An 18,855-nucleotide genomic window follows, 5' to 3' on the forward strand; every position below is an offset into this window, starting at 1 on the left:
CTCTTATACAACACAATTTCTATACAAAATAGGATTTATAGCAAAATTATACAAATTATTTGTTGACAAAATATAGACAATATGGAATAATATCTATAGATTCATACCCAGTTTTAACCTGAAAAATCATACCGATGTGTTAGACAGCAAATCGATTTATGAAACATAACCGATGCAAAGGAATAAATATAAATGATGCAAGAGCACGTAATACTCGTTGACCAGACGGGAAGAGAAATCGGCATTGAAGAAAAGATACAAGCCCATCGTGATGGTAAATTACACAGCGCATTTTCGGTTTTCGTTTTTAACGCCGTAGGGGAATTGCTGCTGCAAAGGCGCGCACAAACGAAGTATCACTCCGGTGGATTGTGGACGAACACCTGCTGTAGCCATCCACGCCCCGGTGAACAGTATCATCACGCAGCGCGGCGACGACTCCATGAAGAAATGGGTTTCGATTGTGAACTCAAGGAGATTTTCAGATTTACTTACCACACCCAACTCGATAATAGCTTATTTGAGCACGAACTCGATCATGTCTTTGTTGGACACTATAGTGGTCAACCGATTCCGAATCCTGACGAAGTGGATGACTGGAAGTGGATGGACATAAGCGCGTTGAAGCACGATGTTCGGAAAAACCCCCAAAATTACACATACTGGTTCAAACTGGCGTTAGATCGCGTTGTTGAACACTTCCCAAAAATCAGTTTTCGCGATGAAATTTAACAGACGCGTTTATATATGTTTGATAATAGCATTGATCTTCTCGCTGCGAGTTGACGGTGCTGCGTCCCAGAAATCGGTAGCAGAAATGCTGGAAATTGCACGAAAGCAATTCTATGCCGCAATCGAAGACGAGAAACAGATTGATCCGGCAATTGCGTTGTTTAAACGAATTGGAGCAGCAGAACCGAAATACACCGGACGGATGCAGGTCTATATTGGTTCACTCATCGCGCTCAGAGGCAAGCACGCATTTTTTCCCCACACTAAGCTGAAGTGGGCGAGACGCGGTTTAGCAATTATGGATAGCGGCTTGCAGAAAAGTCAAAACGACATTGAAGCGTTGTTCATCCACGGAACTACCTGCTACTATCTTCCATTCTTCTTCAAGCGTGGTGATGACGCCCAGCGAGATTTCAGGGAAATTATCAAATTGATGCCACAGCAGATGGATACTTATGATCCGAAGTTAATCGCAAATGTCGTTGCGTTCTTACTTGAAAATGTGAAACTGACGGATAACCAGAAAACATATCTCCAAATGTTGAAAGACAGATTACAACTGTAGCACCGAGTCCCGCATTAATGAAATTTGAATACCTTTTGTTTAATCTCATTGTCACTGTTGGACCCGTAGTATCGCAATTTAATCGCCAAATTAAGCACATATCACAGTGGCGATTGAAATTGCTCACAAATGGAATCGTCATGATCCCGTATATTATATGGGACGTGCTGGTCACCGGTTCACATTGGCACTTCAACAAGGCGTATACGCTTGACTTCCGGTTGTTCGGGTTGCCGATTGGAGAGTGGCTCTTTTTCATCACAGTTCCGTTTGGGTGCTTGTTAGTATGGGAAACATTGTCGGATGCGAAGCTATCAACGCGACTGAGACCTCTTCGGTATGTCGGAACAGTTTTATACATTGCCCTGCCGATCGGTATATGGGTTTTCAGCAGAGGTAAGCAGTACACAGGATTAGTCCTGTGCTGTATTGGGCTTGTTGGACTGACAGACACGTTGTTAAGAACCGAGCTGCTTATGCAACTGAAGACCTATATCTATCTTGGAATTGTTGTTGGTTTGATTTTGATATTCAACGGTTATCTCACAGCGCGCCCTGTGGTTTTATATGGTGAGGCGTATCAAATGGGTTACCGAATTTTGACAATTCCTATTGAAGATTTCGGATATGGATTCACGCTGATGCTCTTTAACGCGATGTTCTACGAAAAAGTTTTTAATTTTACCTTGCGGAGAAACAACGGGCGTATGGCATAATTCGTCTTCGCTTTACATTTGGAGGGCGGTTTTACGTCGAGGCGCGTTATTTACTTAACCGCCCTGAACGAACCGATAGGAATAATTAAAAATATGGAAAATAAAACAGTAGCGGTCGTTGGCGGTGGACTTGGCGCGCTGAGTGGTGCGATTCGCCTTGCACATCTCGGATTCTCCGTCCAGTTATTTGAGAAGAATCCGACTCTCGGTGGTAAGGTAAACGAGATGGTGTTAATGGACTATCGGTTTGACACCGGTGCCTCACTGTTGACAATGCCATCCGTCATCGATGAGCTTTTCGATTTCGCTGGGTTCAATAGGTCGAATTATCTCGATTTCGTACCTGTTGATCCAATATGCCGATACTTCTTCCCCGATGGGGCGGTGATGGATGCAAGTGCAGATAAGAAGAAAATGAAAACCGCCATCGCGCAGCTATCCCCGAACGATGTGAAAGCGTATGAAGGGTTCTTGAAATACGCAGAACGTATTCACGACCTAACAGCCGAAATCTTTATGTTCACCCCGATCCATGAATTTGGGAAACTCATGCGACATCGGTATCTTCGGACACTGTTCCGGCTGCATCAAATTGATCCATTTCGGACGGTTCACCAGAGCGTCTCACGTTTTTTCTCAGATCCGCGTCTCGTTCAACTTTTTGATCGTTACGCGACCTACAACGGCTCAGATCCATTCCAAGCTCCCGCGACCCTTAACATAATTCCGTATATCGAATACGGATTGGGCGGGTATTACATCAAAGGGGGGATATACCGCTTGGTTGACGCATTGGAAGCGGTGGCGTATGAGTTAAGCATTCAGATTCACACATCAGCGAAAGTCGAAACAATCCGCCACGATAGTAAACGGGTGAGTGGGGTGCAAGTGAATGGAGATAAGATTGATGCCGATTACGTGTTATGCGGCGCGGATGCTGTCGTTGCATATCACGAATTGCTTGAGGGACTTCAGCATCAACGCGAAAAACTAAATCAATTGGAGCCGTCATTGTCTGGAATGGTATTCCTGTGGGGTGTTAAGGCAAAGCACTCAACTTTAGCACACCACAACATTATCTTTTCCAGCGACTATAGCACCGAGTTCAAACAGATTTTCAGAGATCGGCAAGTGCCGGATGAACCGACTATTTACATTGCCATCACCAGCAAAACGGACGCGGCGCACGCGCCAACTGATGGTGAAAATTGGTTTGTGTTGTTGAACATGCCATATTTAGTCCCTGGACAGATGTGGGAGAAGGAAACAATTCGGATGCGGAGGGTTGTGTTAGATAGATTAAAGCAGCTCGGTTTCGACATCGCAGATCAGATTGAGGTGGAACATGTCTACACACCAGAGGATTTCTCTGAACTTTACGCCAGCAATCAAGGCAGTATCTACGGTGTATCGTCAAATAGCAAAACCACCGCATTCAGGCGTCTACCGAATCGAAGCCGTCTCCTTGAGGGACTTTACTTTGCAGGAGGTTCAGTGCATCCAGGGGGCGGAATCCCGTTAGTAATATTATCTGGAAAAATGGCGGCAACGCTGATTGCAGAAAACAGTTTTTAATTTTTTACAAATATCGTCGTTCCTCCGTAAGGAATAATTAAAAATATGAAGCGGAAAATTGTCATCATCGGTTCAGGATTCGGAGGTCTCGCAGCAGCGATCCGACTACAAGCTAAAGGCATGCAAGTCACACTTCTGGAAAAGAACGTAAAAGTTGGGGGGCATGCCTATCAACTCGTTAAGGGCGGCTACACTTTCGATATGGGTCCCTCGATCATCACCGCGCCCAATCTGATTCAGCGTGTGTTTGCGTGTGCTAATGCGCGGATGGAAGATTACCTCGATTTGGTGAAACTCGACCCATTTTATCGCCTCTACTTTCATGATGGTTCATTCCTCGACTACACAGATGACGGCATACAGATGAAACAACAAATGACGCGGTTCAACGTAAAAGATGCCGACAATTACGACGCGTTTATGGCGCATACTTGTCAACTCTATAATGCTGTCATCACGGACGGGTTAGGCGCGACCGCATTTGATTTGTCAACGATGCTCGGTTTTCTACCGCGTGCTTTACGACTTCAAGCATTGAGGCCTGCTTACGACTTCGTTAAGAAGTATTTTGAGGATCCGCGTCACCGCTTCATTTTCTCATTTCATCCGCTGTTCATAGGCGGCAACCCGTTCCGAGCACCCGCTGTCTACCTGATGATCCCGTATCTTGAAAAAACCGGAGGCGTCTGGTTCTGCAAAGGAGGTATGTACAAATTTGTTGAGGCATTAGAAAATGTATTTAAAAAACTCGGTGGCATCGTCGAAACCAAAGCAGAAGTTGAACGGATTGTTGTTGAAAATCAGTGCGCAAAGGGCGTTATTGCAAACGAAAAATTTTACGCAGCAGATGGTGTTATTTCAAATGCCGATCTGGTCCATACTTACGGAAAACTCATCAAGTCCGAGCATCGTAGGAAATGGTCCGACAAGAAACTCAGAAAGATCCAATATTCGATGAGTGCCTTCCTTCTCTATCTCGGTGTCCGCAAGAAATATCCGCAACTGAAGCACCACACCCTTATTCTATCCGAAAGATACAAGGGACTGGTAACCGATATTTTTGACAATAAAGTGCTTCCGAATGATTTTTCAATGTACCTCCATATTCCATCGCAAACCGATCCGTCAATGGCACCGGAAGGCTGTGAGAGCATGTATGTCCTGATTCCAGTACCGAATTTGGAGAGCAACGTCAACTGGGCAAAGACGAAGGAGGCATATACGGACAAAGTGCTGACGTTCTTGGAAAATGATTTTGGACTGACAGACCTAAGGCGTTCAATTGAAGTGCTTGAAACGTTTACGCCTTCAGATTTCAAAAGGCAACGCAACAACCATCTCGGCAGCGCATGGGGGGTTGAACCAAAACTGACACAGACAGCGTATTTTCGACCGCATAACCGAAGTGAAGATATACAGAAACTCTACTTTGTTGGCGCAAACACGCATCCCGGTGCAGGGGTCCCGGGTGTCCTGCTGACAGCAGAAACGACGATTAAACTTGTCATTAAAGATTTGATTGAGGAGGGTTCATCATGAACAAGTTGTGGAAAGCAGAAGAGAATCGGTTTGCCTTTGAGTATGCTCGTAGAATAACCGCCTACTATTCAAAAAGTTTCTACTTCTCAGCAAAGATGCTGCCTAAAGAGCAGCGTTGGGCGACTTACGCATTATACGGTTTCTGCCGACACTGCGACAATCTGATTGATACACCACGTCAACGCACCGAAACAGAAATCATTAGAGAGATACAACTCTTGACAGAAGAGTTACAGGTTGCTTACAATACAGGTGAGTCTCAACATCCAATTATTCGTGCGTTCATCCTCGTTGCCAAGGCATACAGTATCCCTATTGAATATCCGCTCGATTTGCTCAAGGGGGTTGCCATGGATCTTCAGCAAACGCGATATAAAACGTTCGACGAACTCTCTCTGTTCTGTTATCGAGTCGCTGCTGTCGTTGGTCTGATGATGACATACGTCCTCGGCTATAAGGATGAACGCGCCTTTGGGTATGCCAAGCAACTTGGCATTGCCATGCAACTCACCAATATCCTGCGGGACATCAAGGAGGATAAAGATATGGGGCGCATCTATCTACCAGAAAAAGATTTGGTGAGATTCGGTGTATTGGAGCGAGACATTTTAGAAGAAAAACTAACACCTCACTTGAAAGAATTGATGAAATTTCAAGTTGAACGAGCAGATCGCTATTACACCGAAGCCATGCCCGGTATCTCTTTACTCGAAACAGAATCCCAGTATGCGATCTATTCGGCTGCTAAAATTTACCGCGGGATCTTAAGAAAGATTGAAGATCACAACTACGATCCATTTATAAGTCGAGTCTTTGTGCCATCAACCCAGAAAATCAGGATTCTGTTACACGAGGGACTTCGGGCAAAATTTCTATCCGCACAGGCGAAACTATTTCCAGTCCACTCCGGGATAATTAACAAATGATTCGGGCACAGCACCGTCTTTGGGCGGACATCATTTTTCAACCATATCTGACAGGGCTGTTCAAACGGCATTTTCACGAGATTCAGTTGTTAGGAACACATCCGAAAATACCTGACGATCTACCGGTGCTACTACTGCCAAACCACAGTACATGGTGGGATGGATTCTTCGTTTATCTGCTGAACAAAAAAATCTTTTGTCGGACTGCCTATCTGATGATGTTAGAAAAGCAGCTATCGAAGCACAAATTCTTCGCGAAAATAGGGGCTTATTCAATCGAACCGGAGCGCCGACGTAGTATTATTGAATCCCTTGAATATACCGTGGAATTACTGAATCAAGAGACACCCCTTGTTTCCGTTTTTCCGCAAGGGCAACTGGTACCATGGCACACGCGACCTCTCGGTTACAAACGCGGTGTTGAATGGATTTTACAGAAATATGGGAAACCCCTCACTGTGTTGTCCTTGGCAATTCGCACTGAGTTCCTCGGAGAAAAACGTCCCAGTGCATTCCTTCTGTTGGGTGCTGTTCATTTATTTGATGCAGGAACGTTTCAAGGAATGGATTGGCTCGAACAGACTGAAACAGCGTTGTTAGATGAGCTCGCCCTGCGGATTCTTCGTGAAGAAAAAGGGCAAAATCTGCTGGGTTGAAAGGTTGGTATTGCCTTGTTTATCCTAATGCTCATTTCGATAGTTCTATTGACGATGATTCTAACAGTCACACTGTTTAACGCTGTGACTGCGCCGATGCTGAAAAAATCGGTCGGTCTCCAGAGCTCTCCACGCGTTTCGGTGTTGATCCCGGCGCGCAACGAAGAAACCAACGTCGGTGCTTGTATCAAAGGATTCCTGTCTCAAAACTACAATAACTTCAAGATTTACGTGCTCGATGATCAATCGACGGATCGCACGGGTGTGATTATTGAAAAATTCGGCGAAGAGCATCCTGAAGTTCAGGCAATTCATGGTAAACCGTTACCAGCGGGGTGGAATGGAAAAAACTGGGCGTGCTATCAATTGAGCCAACATGCCGATGGAGAAATACTCATTTTCACCGATGCGGATAACCGTCCGGCACCGGACGCGATTGCGAACACTGTTGCTTACATGCAGAAGTTAGAACTTGGGTTTTTCTCGGCGTTTCCAGAGAAAGTGACGGTGACTCTGGGAGAAAAACTCGTCGTGCCGGTGGTTGACATGTTCGTTTACGCAGGATTGCCCTTATGGCTCACCTACTTCAGTCGTTTTCCGTCGCTTGCCGCCGCGAGCGGTCTCTGGATTGCATTCACCCGTGAGGCATATCAACGGGTTGGTGGGCATCAAGCGGTGGCAAATCAGATTGTTGAGGACGTTGAACTCAGCCGATTGGCGAAAAAGAGAGGTATCAAAATCCTGACATCCGCGGGAACGCGCGGGGTATCTTGCAGGATGTATCATTCGTTCAGCGAGGTGTGGAACGGATTTTCCAAAAATCTTTTTGGACTGGTCGGCCACAAGACGATACCGTTTTTTAGTTTAGTCTTCGCTCTGTTTACAATATGTGTTTTACCCTATATCGCTGTCTGGTTTGCGCCACTGAGAGAACCCGCAATCGGTGCTATCGTCGTGAACACCGTTATACGGACAGTGCTGGCACTCAAATACAGACACCCCTTCTTCACAAGCATAATTTTACATCCATTTGGTGTTCTATTGACCTTGTTGATTGGTATCAATTCATTCTACCAAGTTAGAAGCGGTCGTCTGCAGTGGAAAGGGCGACAGATTTCATAGTCGCAGGCACACTCCGTGTGCCGTTAAAACTCAAGGGAAAGTAAAATGTAGAACAAAGTGTGTAGCTCGAAATGAAGGGGAAAGCGGATTTCAGAACGGAACGTCAAACCTCAAGTCCACGGTGTTTACCCGCAAGGAAAATTAAAAGAGTGAATAAACTAAAAATAGGGGCACTCTACCTACTTTTAGGGGCAGGTGGATTGTGGCATGTCCTCGGTGTGTTCCAAGAAATCATGCGAGTTCTTGCTTCACCCATCATGATCGGTTTGGGCGTATGGCTGTTTTGGGAATGCTGGCGGGTATATCCACAGCGTGAACGAGCAAAATTTTTCATCGTAAGTATCGGAATTGTTGTCGTGAGTTTTGGGATTGAGTGGCTCGGTGTTCGGACAGGCAAAATTTTCGGTGCTTACCTGTATGGACAAACATTGCGTCCATCAATTGGTGGTGTCCCGATCAGTATTGGATGCGCGTGGTTTGTGATGCTCCTTGCCTCGACCACTGTTGCTCAAAAAATTGCCCCGAAATCTCTCAGAGAGAACCGTTTCATAACAGCGTTTTCGGTAGCTTTGCTAATGGTCTGCTTCGACCTGCTTATGGAACCAGCGGCAGTGAAACTGGATTATTGGACATGGATGAACAGTCATATCCCTTTTCAGAACTATCTGGTGTGGTTCGGATTAAGTTTCATCTTTACGACAATTGGCTTACAAACAGGAGTCTTTTGTAGACGGCTGCCCCCGATCGCGATTCACTTCTATTTTGCGCAACTCATCTATTTCGGACTCGTGGTTTTGAAGGGTTAAAAACATGAAAACAACGAACAAAGGTCTATTCATCGCGGTAACGATTATCGGACTGTGGGGGTTGAGTCTCACACTTTTACTCGCGCTTGACGTTGCACAGATCAACACCGTGCTGATACCTATAGGGATGCTCTGTCAGACGTTTCTTTACACGGGTCTGTTCATCACGGCACACGATGCGATGCACGGTTCAGTTTGTCCGACGCATCCGCGCCTTAACAACGTAATGGGTGCAATCGCTGTCAGGCTATACGCCCTGTTTTCATACCGCAAATTATTAAAAAAACATTGGACGCACCACCGAACACCCGCCAGCGATACAGATCCAGATTTTCACGACGGACACCATACCGGCTTCTTGGCGTGGTATTTCCATTTCATGAAAGAATATCTGAGTTGGCAGCAGATAGTCGGTATGGCGATTGTCTTTCAAATCATGGAGTATCTCTTGGCAATTTCTACGGTCAATCTTATACTGTTCTGGGTTTCTCCCGCCCTCCTTAGCACAGTGCAATTATTTTATTTTGGGACCTACCTGCCACACCAAACACCAGAAAGTGGTTATGACAACCCACACCGAGCCAAAAGTAATGCGTATTCGATATTTTGGTCGTTTATCACCTGTTATCACTTCGGGTATCACTGGGAACACCATGAGTATCCTTATATTCCTTGGTGGCATCTGCCAGCTATACGTAGAATGAGGACGCACCCCGGATGAACCCTATCCTCATAGTTGTTGGAACATTTGTAGCAGTGATACTGCTGTGGTTGTTCTTTAGACCGCCGTTTGGAAGGAATATCGTTCGGCTGAACACGGATCAGCGGATTGTCGCGCTCACCTACGACGATGGACCGAATCCACCTTACACTGAACGGTTACTTGATGTCCTCGCCAAGCACAACGTCAAAGCGACATTCTTCCTGATCGGAAATCGGATTGAAAAACATCTCGAAACAGTAAATCGGATGATCGCTGAAGGACACCAAATCGGCAACCACACCTATACCCATCCGCTACTCGGTTTCCTACCACCTACCTCTGTCCGATGGGAGATTGAACGCACGGATAATTTACTACAACAGTTCAATATTACGGATAAAGCTGTATTCCGCGCACCTCTATTGACACGGTTTCTGCCAGTCGCATCAGTGCTCGCGAAAGACAATCGAGCGCATATCAGTTGCAATGTATGGAGTTGGGATTGGACGACGCAGAACCCCGACAGAATCACTAAAGCGGTATTGAAGAAGACAAAGCCGGGTTCGATTATTGTTCTACACGATGGGAAAGCAGAGAATAAGAGTGCAAATCGTTCGGGGACGATTGCGGCGACGGATCAAATCATCACGGCACTTAAACAGGATGGATACCAATTTGTGCGGTTGTTGGATGTCAGTTTTTCGTAGCGTAGGCTGTTAGCCTGCGTCCTACTTTCCTTAGTCTATCACTTCCACAGAGATTTTTGCGTGAAAGGCGTTAATACACGGTTCATCTCTTTCCCAATGTCCGGTAACACCCAACTTAAAAAATTGACCTCGGTCGAAAGCATGCGTGATTTGGCGGGTGTCCCCGGGTTCACCCCACCCCCAAGTAATTTTGTCTTTAGGTGATTCTTCTTCTGTAGAAAGTTCTTTATCACCATCAAACAGATAGAATGCTGCTTCCCCCTCCTCCCTACCGATTTCAATATCAATAACGAGTGTGCCGCCGTTTTCAAACGCGGTGGCATCAATTACGATTACGGTATAATCCTGATAGTTTCGAGCCGTTGGAGTCCGAAAAATATCCAATACCTTCTGCGATGGTTGTTCATGACTTAGGACAATATTACCTAACCCAGGCTGTTTTCCTGCCAAAGCTTCCTTGAAAAATGTTAGGTAATACGCATTACTTCGGTCTCTATTAAGTTTAATATCTTCGCGGAGTTCACTAACGGGTTGTCTGCCCATCAGTTCAAATTCTGACGAGATAACCAAACAATCCACCGATGACCCTTTTTTTGATCCGGTTTTCCATCCCTTGATAACCGCTTGTGCCAAGGGGTGTGTTGTGTCAAATGTCTTGCCTTCGCGTTCGCGTCTTTTGGCAATCGGTTCCCGCAAACTATGGATACGTCCTAAATCAGCATTGCCTACCCAAATATTGATGAAATTATCGTTCAAGAATTCAATGATTTGTTTATGAGAGAGGACACCTGCCCTCAAGTGTTTCCCGCTTCCTCAGCAGGATTCATCGAAGAGCGGTCCATCTATGGAAATAGCGTAGATCGGTTTCTGTTGCGCGGGTGCCATTTCCAGGGCTTCTTCCAGGGACACCCAGTTAATTTGTTGCGATTTATAGAAGCAGCGTATCAATTTGTGTTCCACTTCTTCTTGTGTAATGGATTCTGTGAATTCGATATTTTGCACAACATCTTCTATCCTGGCGCGGAGTTCCATTTGTGGGCAGAAGCCGCCATCCGTAATATAACCCTCCTCGTTTGGATCAATCTTCCATTTAGCACCAAAGTTTAGAGTGCCTTTAGGAACGTACATCTGAAAGAAAGCAACGGACTTTTGAACTCTATCAATAACAAGATGCCCCGTAAACTGGGAAGGCGTGAACCAACCGTCCTTTAGATCGAATTGCGCGTGAATACGGAATACAATGTCGGCAAATTTATCGCTATAGGCGCGGAGGCATGCCCACAGTCCTTGAGATTCGGTCTTACAGTACTGCAGATCCGCACGCATACTCAGAGATGGATTTGGGTGAAGTTGCTTCAGCAATTCCAGAGCACCGGTATGCTCAATCTCCCAAGGCACACCGACGGAGACGGCTTCCTTGGGAAGAAAATCACAGAAGATTGAGATGGGATGCTGTTTTTCTCGCTCAGCAACTCGCAGGTTTGCCAAGGTGTCCCACTCTACATGAAAGTTATATGAGGAATACTCAATCGGAGCGATGAAACCTTTGACGGTCACTTCTGCATCAGCATCAAGATTAAGTGCAATTCTGTTGTTGAAAGTTTTCATTTTTCGCTATGAACTTCTTTTTTGGCACAGGATACCATTGCTGTCAGAAGGCGGCAATGATTCATCTATACACAACTTTGGATGCACCTTTGCCAGTTATCCATCCTGCGTCGTTCTCGGAATAATATCGTGAACACCGCCTTCACGAATACTCGCTGAAGATACTAACACGAATCTCGCTTTTTGACGGAATTCCGGCAGCGATATCGCCCCACAATTACACATGAGCGACCGGATCTTCGCCAGAGTCGTTTTCAAATTATCGTTCATCTTTCCCGCATAAGGCACATAAGCATCAGCACCCTCCTCGAACAATAATTCTGGACCGCCGCCCTCATGGTAACGTTGCCAGTTCGAGGCACGTCTTGTGCCTTCTCCCCAGTATTCCTTCACCGTATTCATACCCAGTTTTCTCAATTTACTCGGACTTTCATCAAATCTCGCAAAATATCTGCCCATCATCACGAAATCCGCACCCATGGCAAGTGCCAAACCGATATGATAATCTTGGAAGATACCCCCATCTGAGCAAATCGGGACATAGACACCGGTTTCCTTCAAATACAGGTCCCTTTGCCGAGCGACTTCAATGACGGCAGTCGCTTGCCCACGACCAATCCCTTTCTGTTCCCTTGTGATACAGATAGCACCCCCACCGATACCTACCTTTATAAAATCAGCACCGGCTTCCACCAGATACATAAATGCATCTCCATGAACAACATTCCCACCGCCCACTTTCACAGTCCCCTTGTATTTATCTTTAATGAATTTTATGGTGTCTGATTGCCACTCCGTATACCCTTCAGAAGAATCAACACAAATAATATCGACCCCCGCTGACACCAATGCGGGGACTCTCTCTTTATAATCTCGTGTATTAATACCGGCACCAACGACGAGTCTTTTCTGGGAATCTATAGATTCAAGGGGATTCTTCTTGTGATCATCGTAATCTTTCCTGAAGACCAAATGGACCAGTTTACGATTTTCATCAACAATCGGTAGACAATTTATCTTGCGTTCCCAAATGAGATCGTTGGCACCCTCAATCGTAATTCCTTTTTTCCCAACAATCAGTTGAGAGAAAGGTGTCATGAATTCTCTGATTTTGGCGTTTAAATCCACTCGACTCAATCGATAGTCCTTATCCGTTATGAGTCCGAGTAGCTCACCTGATGGGGAACCATCTTCGGTTACAGCAATCGTCGAGTGTCCTGTTTCTTGAGTGAGTTTCACGACATCTTCTATTGTATTATCACACTTTAAATTTGAGTCACTGACGACGAAACCGGCTTTGTGGTTTTTAACGGCTCGGACCATCGCTACCTGCTCTTCAATACCTTGGGATCCATAAATAAAGGATACCCCACCCTGTCTCGCCAGTGCAATCCCCAAATTGTGGTCCGAAACGGCTTGCATGATTGCCGAAGCAAAGGGAATATTCACCTCCAGAGACGGTTCTTGCCCCACTTTAAATTTCACCAGAGGGGTTCTCAGGACAACATTTTCAGGGATACACTCCTTCGTCGTTAAATTAGGTAAAAGCAAGTATTCACTGAAAGTCCGGCTTGCTTCAGAAAAATAGTGAGCCATCGTTTATTCCTCCTGTGAAAAAACAAAAAAGCGATCCTATAAAATTAGAATCTATGCCATCAATACACCGAATCTCGTCAAATAAATGAAAACAGGCACTGTTATGGTTAATCCACACGTGCCTGATTTCTTCAAGTCTTTGTCATGAGTATCCAACAACGTAGATAATGTTTGGGAATCTGCTGAACGAAAATCTAAAATTCTCAATCCCATGAGTTCCTTATAGATCCCGATTATGGAAACTAACCTATTGATTTTCGTAAGCAGCAATGTCTGCTTCATATTGCAAAGTCCAACCGATTTCATCGAGTCCATTCAACAGGCAATATTTCTCAAAATCGCCGATTTCAAAAGTGTGGGCGGTGCCATCAGCGCAGATCACCGATTGCTGCTCCAAGTCTATCATCAGTTGGTAGCCTTCAGTGGCGTGTGCTTCTTGACTGAGTGATGTGATAACATCCGCAGACAAGGCTATCGGGAGAATACCGTTCTTGTAGCAATTATTGCGGAAAATATCGGCAAATGAGGGCGCGAGAATCGCTTTGAAGCCATACTGCTGGAGTGCCCACGGCGCGTGTTCGCGCGAGCTCCCGCAACCGAAGTTCACGCCTGCGATGAGGATACTTGCCCCCGCGTAGCGTGGGAGGTTCAACACGAACTCTCGGTTTGGATCACCATTCTCCAAGTAACGCCAATCGTAAAAGAGAAATTCACCGAAGCCCGTCCGTTCAATCCGTTTTAGGAATTGTTTCGGGATAATTTGGTCGGTATCAACGTTAATCCGGTCAAGTGGGACAACACGTCCAACGTGTTCTTTGAATGCTTCCATTTTTTAATTTTTCCTTGCGGTTCGGTCAGGTGAGTCTGAAGTTTTGATGTGACTTCTCGTATATCCGCCCTCCATTACATTACGGGCTGCTGAAACTGATCAAGAACCTATCTGAAGGTTCGGATATCCACAAAATGCCCTGTGACAGCAGTCGCAGCCGCCATCTGCGGACTGACAAGGTGCGTGCGTCCACCTTTGCCCTGTCTGCCTTCAAAATTCCGATTCGATGTGCTGGCACAGCGTTGACCCGGCATCAGCGTATCAGGATTCATGCCGAGACACATACTACAACCGGCTTCACGCCACTCAAAACCCGCGGCACGGAAAATCTCGTCAAGCCCTTCCACCTCCGCCTGACGTTTGACAGCCTGTGAACCGGGAACGACCATCGCGCTAACAGTGTCCGCGACTTTTCTACCCTTCGCGACTTCTGCGGCAGCGCGTAAATCACTGATACGGGAGTTGGTGCAACTACCGATGAACACTCTATCCACCGGAATATCTGTGATAGGTGTGCCGGGTGTGAGATCCATATACGCCAATGCGTGTTCGGTTGCAGTCTTTTCGTCGACTGTTGCCATGTCTGCGGGGTCCGGTACATGTCCTGTCACATCGGTCACCATACCCGGGTTTGTGCCCCACGTCACCTGCGGTTCGATTTCCGCAGCATCGAGTTGTAACGTCCGATCATAGGTCGCCCCGTCGTCAGTAGGGAGTTGCTTCCACTCTTCAACCGCAGCGTCAAATGCTTCACCTTTCGGTGCGAACCGTTTACCCGCGATGTATTCGTATGTCGTATCATCGGGGGCAATCATACCCGCACGTGCCCCCGCCTCAATCGACATATTGCAAACGGTCATCCGTTCCTCAATGCTAAGGGCACGGATAGCGGAGCCTGTGTATTCAACAACGGCACCGTTACCGCCATCAATACCGATATGTCCGATAATAGAGAGAATGATGTCTTTTGCCGTCACGCCGTAGGGGAGTGTGCCATCAATCCGAATCTCAAAGGTTTCCGACTTCTGTTGGAGGAGACATTGCGTAGCGAGGACATGCTCAATCTCGCTCGTGCCGATGCCGAAAGCGAGTGCACCGAGTGCACCGTGTGTGGAGGTATGGCTGTCCCCGCAGACGATGGTCTTACCAGGCAACGTGATGCCGAGTTCGGGTCCGATGACATGCACGATACCTTGCTCAGGACTGTCGATGTCGTAGAGCGGGATGTCAAACTCAGTGCAGTTTTGGGCGAGTGTTTCCATCTGTTTTGCGGCAATCAGATCGGTGATGGGCAGCGACCTATCCGTTGTCGGGACGTTGTGATCCATCGTGGCGAACGTTAGATCCGGGCGGCGCACCTTCCTATTGTTGAGCCTTAACCCCTCAAACGCTTGTGGGGATGTGACTTCATGGACGAGATGCGTGTCGATATAGAGGATCGGCACTGCGTCTGCGGAGGCACGAACGAGATGCGCCTCCCATATTTTTTCATACATCGTTTGTGTTTTCATATCTTTGTTTATCACCTCTGTTTGTCTTTAGGAAAAATAAAAACAGAATTAATTATACACAATGCCCCTTGAAAATTCAAATAAAATAAAGAACCTCCCAGTCTGGTAGGTGCGGTTTCCCAACCGCACTGGATCGTCCGCGAAACCTTACCTCAGGCCCGTAGGTGCGGTTTCCTAACCGCACATCGGGAGAGAATTACTCCATCTCGAATTTACACCGCCAATATGGATAATCTTGCGATGATGCCACTATCCCGTTTCTTACAGGGTTCATGTAGCAATAATGAATAGTTTTGTTTAATGTTGCCTCCTTCCGAATTCCCCAATCAGTATAACCTTTCTGCCAAAGGGATCCGTTTTGAGATAGGTGTTCGTTAATTTTGCGTGCAGTAAAGAGCTTCAAAGAATGCAAAACTTTTGAGAGTGTCTGTCCCTCTTCAAGCTTCATAGCCGTGTGTACATGGTCTGGCATTACCATGATGCATATCCATTCAAGACGGTTCTGTGTTTCTAACCAGTCAAATGTATCGAAGATAATTGATGCGACTTTGTTATCGGCGAGAATCTTCTGTCGTTGATGTGTGCAAATAATGATGTGGTAATATGCCCCTGGTATTGAAACCCTACCTTTATGTCGGTTGTGGCTTCGGTATTTGGGAGAGCTGGTCATATCTGGTTTCTCTCATTATTCGGTGCGATTAGGAAATCGCACCTACCGGGCCTGGGATGTCTCGTGCGGTTAGGAAACCGCACTTTATGTGTCAATTGAGGATCCTCCAGGTCCGGTAGATTCGGTTTCCCAACCGAACCGGGTTTTACAAGAGATCCCCCAGGTCCGGTAGGTTCGGTTTCCTAACCGAACCGGATTCTACGCGAAAACCTTGAGAACTTCACAACCGTTGTTAGCTGCTTTTGTGATGCATTAATGTGGATATAGCTTCTGTTAGTTCCGTTTTGTCTTTTAAGACAGTGGATAACCTTTCAGACAGTTCGCCCAGTACAAGTCTAATGCTGTTAGCAAGTTTTAGGCATTCCTCATCGGATAATTCGTGCACACCCCGACTAAGTGCACGATACAACAAACGTATTGGGCTATGACCATCAATCAATAGACTTTCTGGCATGACATCCTTTGCCATTTCAAGGGCTTTGCTGAATTGAGTCTCTTGAATCGCTTCACGTAATGTATCAATTTTATCTTGTGGCACCCCGATTTTCTCAGATACTTTGACAATTGCCTCCAAAATCCTATTCTTTTGGTTCTCCACTACCCGCCGATAGTAAGTAAAAGCACCTATACCAAGCCCCTGATTCTCGCAATTGCGTCCCTTTATAAAAACATCCTTATCTGGGCCGATTAGTTTGATAAGTCTTGGTGGGATAGGCGGTCTGTAAGACGGAAGTTCACCAAGTTTGCAACACATCTCGTAGGATTGTTCATCTGTAAAAAGCATCACTGCCAAAGAATACACTTTTTGATTCATTTGGCAATTAGAGCATTGATAGGTAACATACAGATAATTGGAACTATTTTCTTCTAAATGTGGCCCTGGATTTGAAAAAACCTTAGTGCAACGGAAAAATCGAACACCATTGCACGAATCAGATGAACAATGAAGTTCCAACTCAGGTGTGTTGATTTCCTTAATAACATTACCGTATGGACCTGTGTGTTGCATAAATAAATTCGAGATATGCCTCCATTGATTCGGAGGGGTGCTTTGCAGAAACTCAGAAAGAGTCTGGTAGGTGCCTTCTGTCTGTGCTTGTTCTTGCTTATTGTGGTCAATTATAGTGGGTCTCATTTTTTATAGATACTTTGCAAGGATGGCATTTTTACGCTCAGTGGCATTATCAATCACAGTTTGAGCTTGGGTGATTTTCGCTTCTAATTGCTCGACTTGTACAGATAATCGCTGTGGAATATCAAGCGAGGGAACAAGAATTCTATTTATTTTTTCCCAAGATGTTCTGGGGAATTGTTGACCGCTAACCGTCTTGATCACCTCAGAATTGAACCCTTCAGAGAGAAAATAGTATTTGTAAAAAGTAGCCAAGTTTGGGTTATAAGGTCTAAACACCAATATATCAGTTGAACAGATTCCATCTCCCTGTGCTAAATGAACTTTATTCAAATTAGGTCTGAGTTTGCCGTATAAGATATCGCCTTTACGAAAAACGTTCTTATTGCTTTTTATCATAGAAAAATCAGACTGAGGGTTTCCTTGAAGTGCCCCCGTTTGACTTTCAATGTTTTCTAAGCCAACATAGTAAACAGAACCATTTTCCTCTTTTGGGTTAATAATGTCCGATACTCTGTCAACTATCTCGTTCAACATTGACGTTTTTCCAACAGAACTAACTACTTCCTCAATTCGCTGTTTAGAATTGGTGATGGTTTGGCGGGCTTGGTCGGCCTCCTGATCTATTGCCTCACATTCATCAGAAATCCGCTGTTGAATTTGGATCGATGGGAGAGGGATTTTTATCTCTTTAAGGTTGGTCGAATTTATTCCGCCTTGGGCAGAGCCTGTAACGTTTTGTTTTAGCAAATTTTGCCCGTTTTCAGAAAAAAGAAAATAAAAAATATAGAGTTGTTTTAATCGTGACACACACCTCAAAAGAAAAACATGTTCATTTACCATTGCTTTTTCATTATTCAGTTCTTCCCTTAAAAGTGCAATTTTTCCCGTTAAAGCTCCATCTTTGCACAGCAAAATATCATTTTCCTGCAATATACCTCTACTACTGCCGTGGTAAAAATCCAACGGAACATATTTAGGTGTGCTCAAGTTAACCATTCCAGTCGTTGGATGTATATGTTCACCGCCGAGACTCCAGGCACCGCCCGATATATTTTCAACACCGCCTTCAGGTCTATTTCCAGTTTCAATCGTTTCTATTTCATCTCCTAACTTCACTAATGGCCATTGCGTTTCAATATTCTGTTGAGGGTTTAAACTAATGATTTTATCAAAATCTACGCGGCTAAAATTCAACATATCGGTGAGTTTGGCATAGCGGCAGTATTCGGATAGTGAAACGATAGTTTCACCGATAAAGTTAAGTTTAATTGCCGTGTTTATTTTCCTATCATTATCTAAGTCCTTCGGATCAAACAGCGGGGTAATAATATCATTGACTGTTTTAGCACCTCCCTCGTATTTAATTCCTTCACGACCTTTGGCTTCACTCCACCAGTATCCTAAAAAACGTGAGTTTGATAATTAATTTCTGAATTTTTTGAAGAAAGAGAACCCTTTT

Annotated in this window: 19 protein-coding genes; 11 read left to right on the forward strand and 8 right to left on the reverse strand. The window is 45.3% G+C overall.

What is annotated here, in order from left to right; genetic code table 11:
• Positions 1-195 precede the first annotated feature (195 nt).
• The 11 genes from F4X88_08545 to F4X88_08595 all read left to right on the forward strand — a co-directional run bounded on the left by F4X88_08545 (position 196) and on the right by F4X88_08595 (position 10,047).
• Entirely contained in the window at positions 196-732 is a 537-nt protein-coding gene (locus tag F4X88_08545) for an isopentenyl-diphosphate Delta-isomerase (GenBank protein MYA56328.1), read from the forward strand.
• 85 nt (positions 733-817) lie between these two features.
• Positions 818-1,297: a hypothetical protein gene (locus F4X88_08550; protein ID MYA56329.1), complete on the forward strand. Its 480-nt coding sequence runs from the start codon at positions 818-820 to the stop codon at positions 1,295-1,297.
• Positions 1,298-1,314: 17 nt separating this feature from the next.
• Positions 1,315-2,013, forward strand: coding sequence for a lycopene cyclase domain-containing protein (locus F4X88_08555; GenBank protein ID MYA56330.1), 699 nt, complete (start codon positions 1,315-1,317; stop codon positions 2,011-2,013).
• A 93-nt stretch (positions 2,014-2,106) separates the two neighbouring features.
• Positions 2,107-3,588 carry a phytoene desaturase gene (gene crtI, locus F4X88_08560; GenBank protein MYA56331.1) on the forward strand — a complete coding sequence of 494 codons (1,482 nt, stop codon included), beginning with the start codon at positions 2,107-2,109 and terminating at the stop codon, positions 3,586-3,588.
• Positions 3,589-3,633: 45 nt separating this feature from the next.
• A complete protein-coding gene (gene crtI, locus F4X88_08565) occupies positions 3,634-5,127 on the forward strand; it encodes a phytoene desaturase (protein MYA56332.1) in 1,494 nt (497 codons plus the stop codon).
• Positions 5,124-6,053 carry a phytoene/squalene synthase family protein gene (locus tag F4X88_08570; GenBank protein ID MYA56333.1) on the forward strand — a complete coding sequence of 310 codons (930 nt, stop codon included), beginning with the start codon at positions 5,124-5,126 and terminating at the stop codon, positions 6,051-6,053. The genes crtI (F4X88_08565) and F4X88_08570 overlap by 4 nt, the downstream gene beginning before the upstream one ends.
• Complete coding sequence (locus tag F4X88_08575) at positions 6,050-6,709, forward strand: hypothetical protein (protein MYA56334.1); 660 nt, start codon at positions 6,050-6,052, stop codon at positions 6,707-6,709. Before F4X88_08570 ends, F4X88_08575 begins: the two co-directional genes overlap by 4 nt.
• Before the next feature lie 15 nt (positions 6,710-6,724).
• Complete coding sequence (locus F4X88_08580) at positions 6,725-7,831, forward strand: glycosyltransferase (GenBank protein ID MYA56335.1); 1,107 nt, start codon at positions 6,725-6,727, stop codon at positions 7,829-7,831.
• Between the two features lie 71 nt (positions 7,832-7,902).
• Positions 7,903-8,637 (forward strand): carotenoid biosynthesis protein, encoded by a 735-nt coding sequence (locus F4X88_08585; protein ID MYA56336.1) that lies wholly within the window; start codon positions 7,903-7,905, stop codon positions 8,635-8,637.
• A 4-nt stretch (positions 8,638-8,641) separates the two neighbouring features.
• Positions 8,642-9,358 carry a beta-carotene ketolase gene (locus tag F4X88_08590; GenBank protein MYA56337.1) on the forward strand — a complete coding sequence of 239 codons (717 nt, stop codon included), beginning with the start codon at positions 8,642-8,644 and terminating at the stop codon, positions 9,356-9,358.
• Positions 9,355-10,047: a polysaccharide deacetylase family protein gene (locus tag F4X88_08595; GenBank protein ID MYA56338.1), complete on the forward strand. Its 693-nt coding sequence runs from the start codon at positions 9,355-9,357 to the stop codon at positions 10,045-10,047. The genes F4X88_08590 and F4X88_08595 overlap by 4 nt, the downstream gene beginning before the upstream one ends.
• Before the next feature lie 30 nt (positions 10,048-10,077).
• On the opposite strand, the gene F4X88_08600 is transcribed toward F4X88_08595, so the two are convergent.
• The 8 genes from F4X88_08600 to F4X88_08635 all read right to left on the reverse strand — a co-directional run bounded on the left by F4X88_08600 (position 10,078) and on the right by F4X88_08635 (position 18,593).
• Positions 10,078-10,845 carry a hypothetical protein gene (locus tag F4X88_08600; protein ID MYA56339.1) on the reverse strand — a complete coding sequence of 256 codons (768 nt, stop codon included), beginning with the start codon at positions 10,843-10,845 and terminating at the stop codon, positions 10,078-10,080.
• 15 nt (positions 10,846-10,860) lie between these two features.
• A complete protein-coding gene (locus F4X88_08605; GenBank protein ID MYA56340.1) occupies positions 10,861-11,655 on the reverse strand; it encodes a hypothetical protein in 795 nt (264 codons plus the stop codon).
• 96 nt (positions 11,656-11,751) lie between these two features.
• A complete protein-coding gene (locus F4X88_08610) occupies positions 11,752-13,251 on the reverse strand; it encodes an IMP dehydrogenase (GenBank protein MYA56341.1) in 1,500 nt (499 codons plus the stop codon).
• Between the two features lie 247 nt (positions 13,252-13,498).
• Positions 13,499-14,080, reverse strand: a complete 582-nt coding sequence (gene leuD / locus F4X88_08615) for a 3-isopropylmalate dehydratase small subunit (protein MYA56342.1) — start codon at positions 14,078-14,080, stop codon at positions 13,499-13,501.
• Positions 14,081-14,187: 107 nt separating this feature from the next.
• Positions 14,188-15,591: a 3-isopropylmalate dehydratase large subunit gene (gene leuC / locus F4X88_08620; GenBank protein ID MYA56343.1), complete on the reverse strand. Its 1,404-nt coding sequence runs from the start codon at positions 15,589-15,591 to the stop codon at positions 14,188-14,190.
• Positions 15,592-15,787: 196 nt separating this feature from the next.
• Complete coding sequence (locus tag F4X88_08625; protein MYA56344.1) at positions 15,788-16,261, reverse strand: hypothetical protein; 474 nt, start codon at positions 16,259-16,261, stop codon at positions 15,788-15,790.
• A gap of 232 nt (positions 16,262-16,493) precedes the next feature.
• A complete protein-coding gene (locus F4X88_08630) occupies positions 16,494-17,381 on the reverse strand; it encodes a hypothetical protein (protein MYA56345.1) in 888 nt (295 codons plus the stop codon).
• Positions 17,382-17,399: 18 nt separating this feature from the next.
• Entirely contained in the window at positions 17,400-18,593 is a 1,194-nt protein-coding gene (locus F4X88_08635) for a hypothetical protein (protein MYA56346.1), read from the reverse strand.
• Positions 18,594-18,855 lie beyond the last annotated feature (262 nt).

The organism is Candidatus Poribacteria bacterium (assembly GCA_009839745.1).
Taxonomy (GTDB): Bacteria; Poribacteria; WGA-4E; order WGA-4E; family WGA-3G; genus WGA-3G.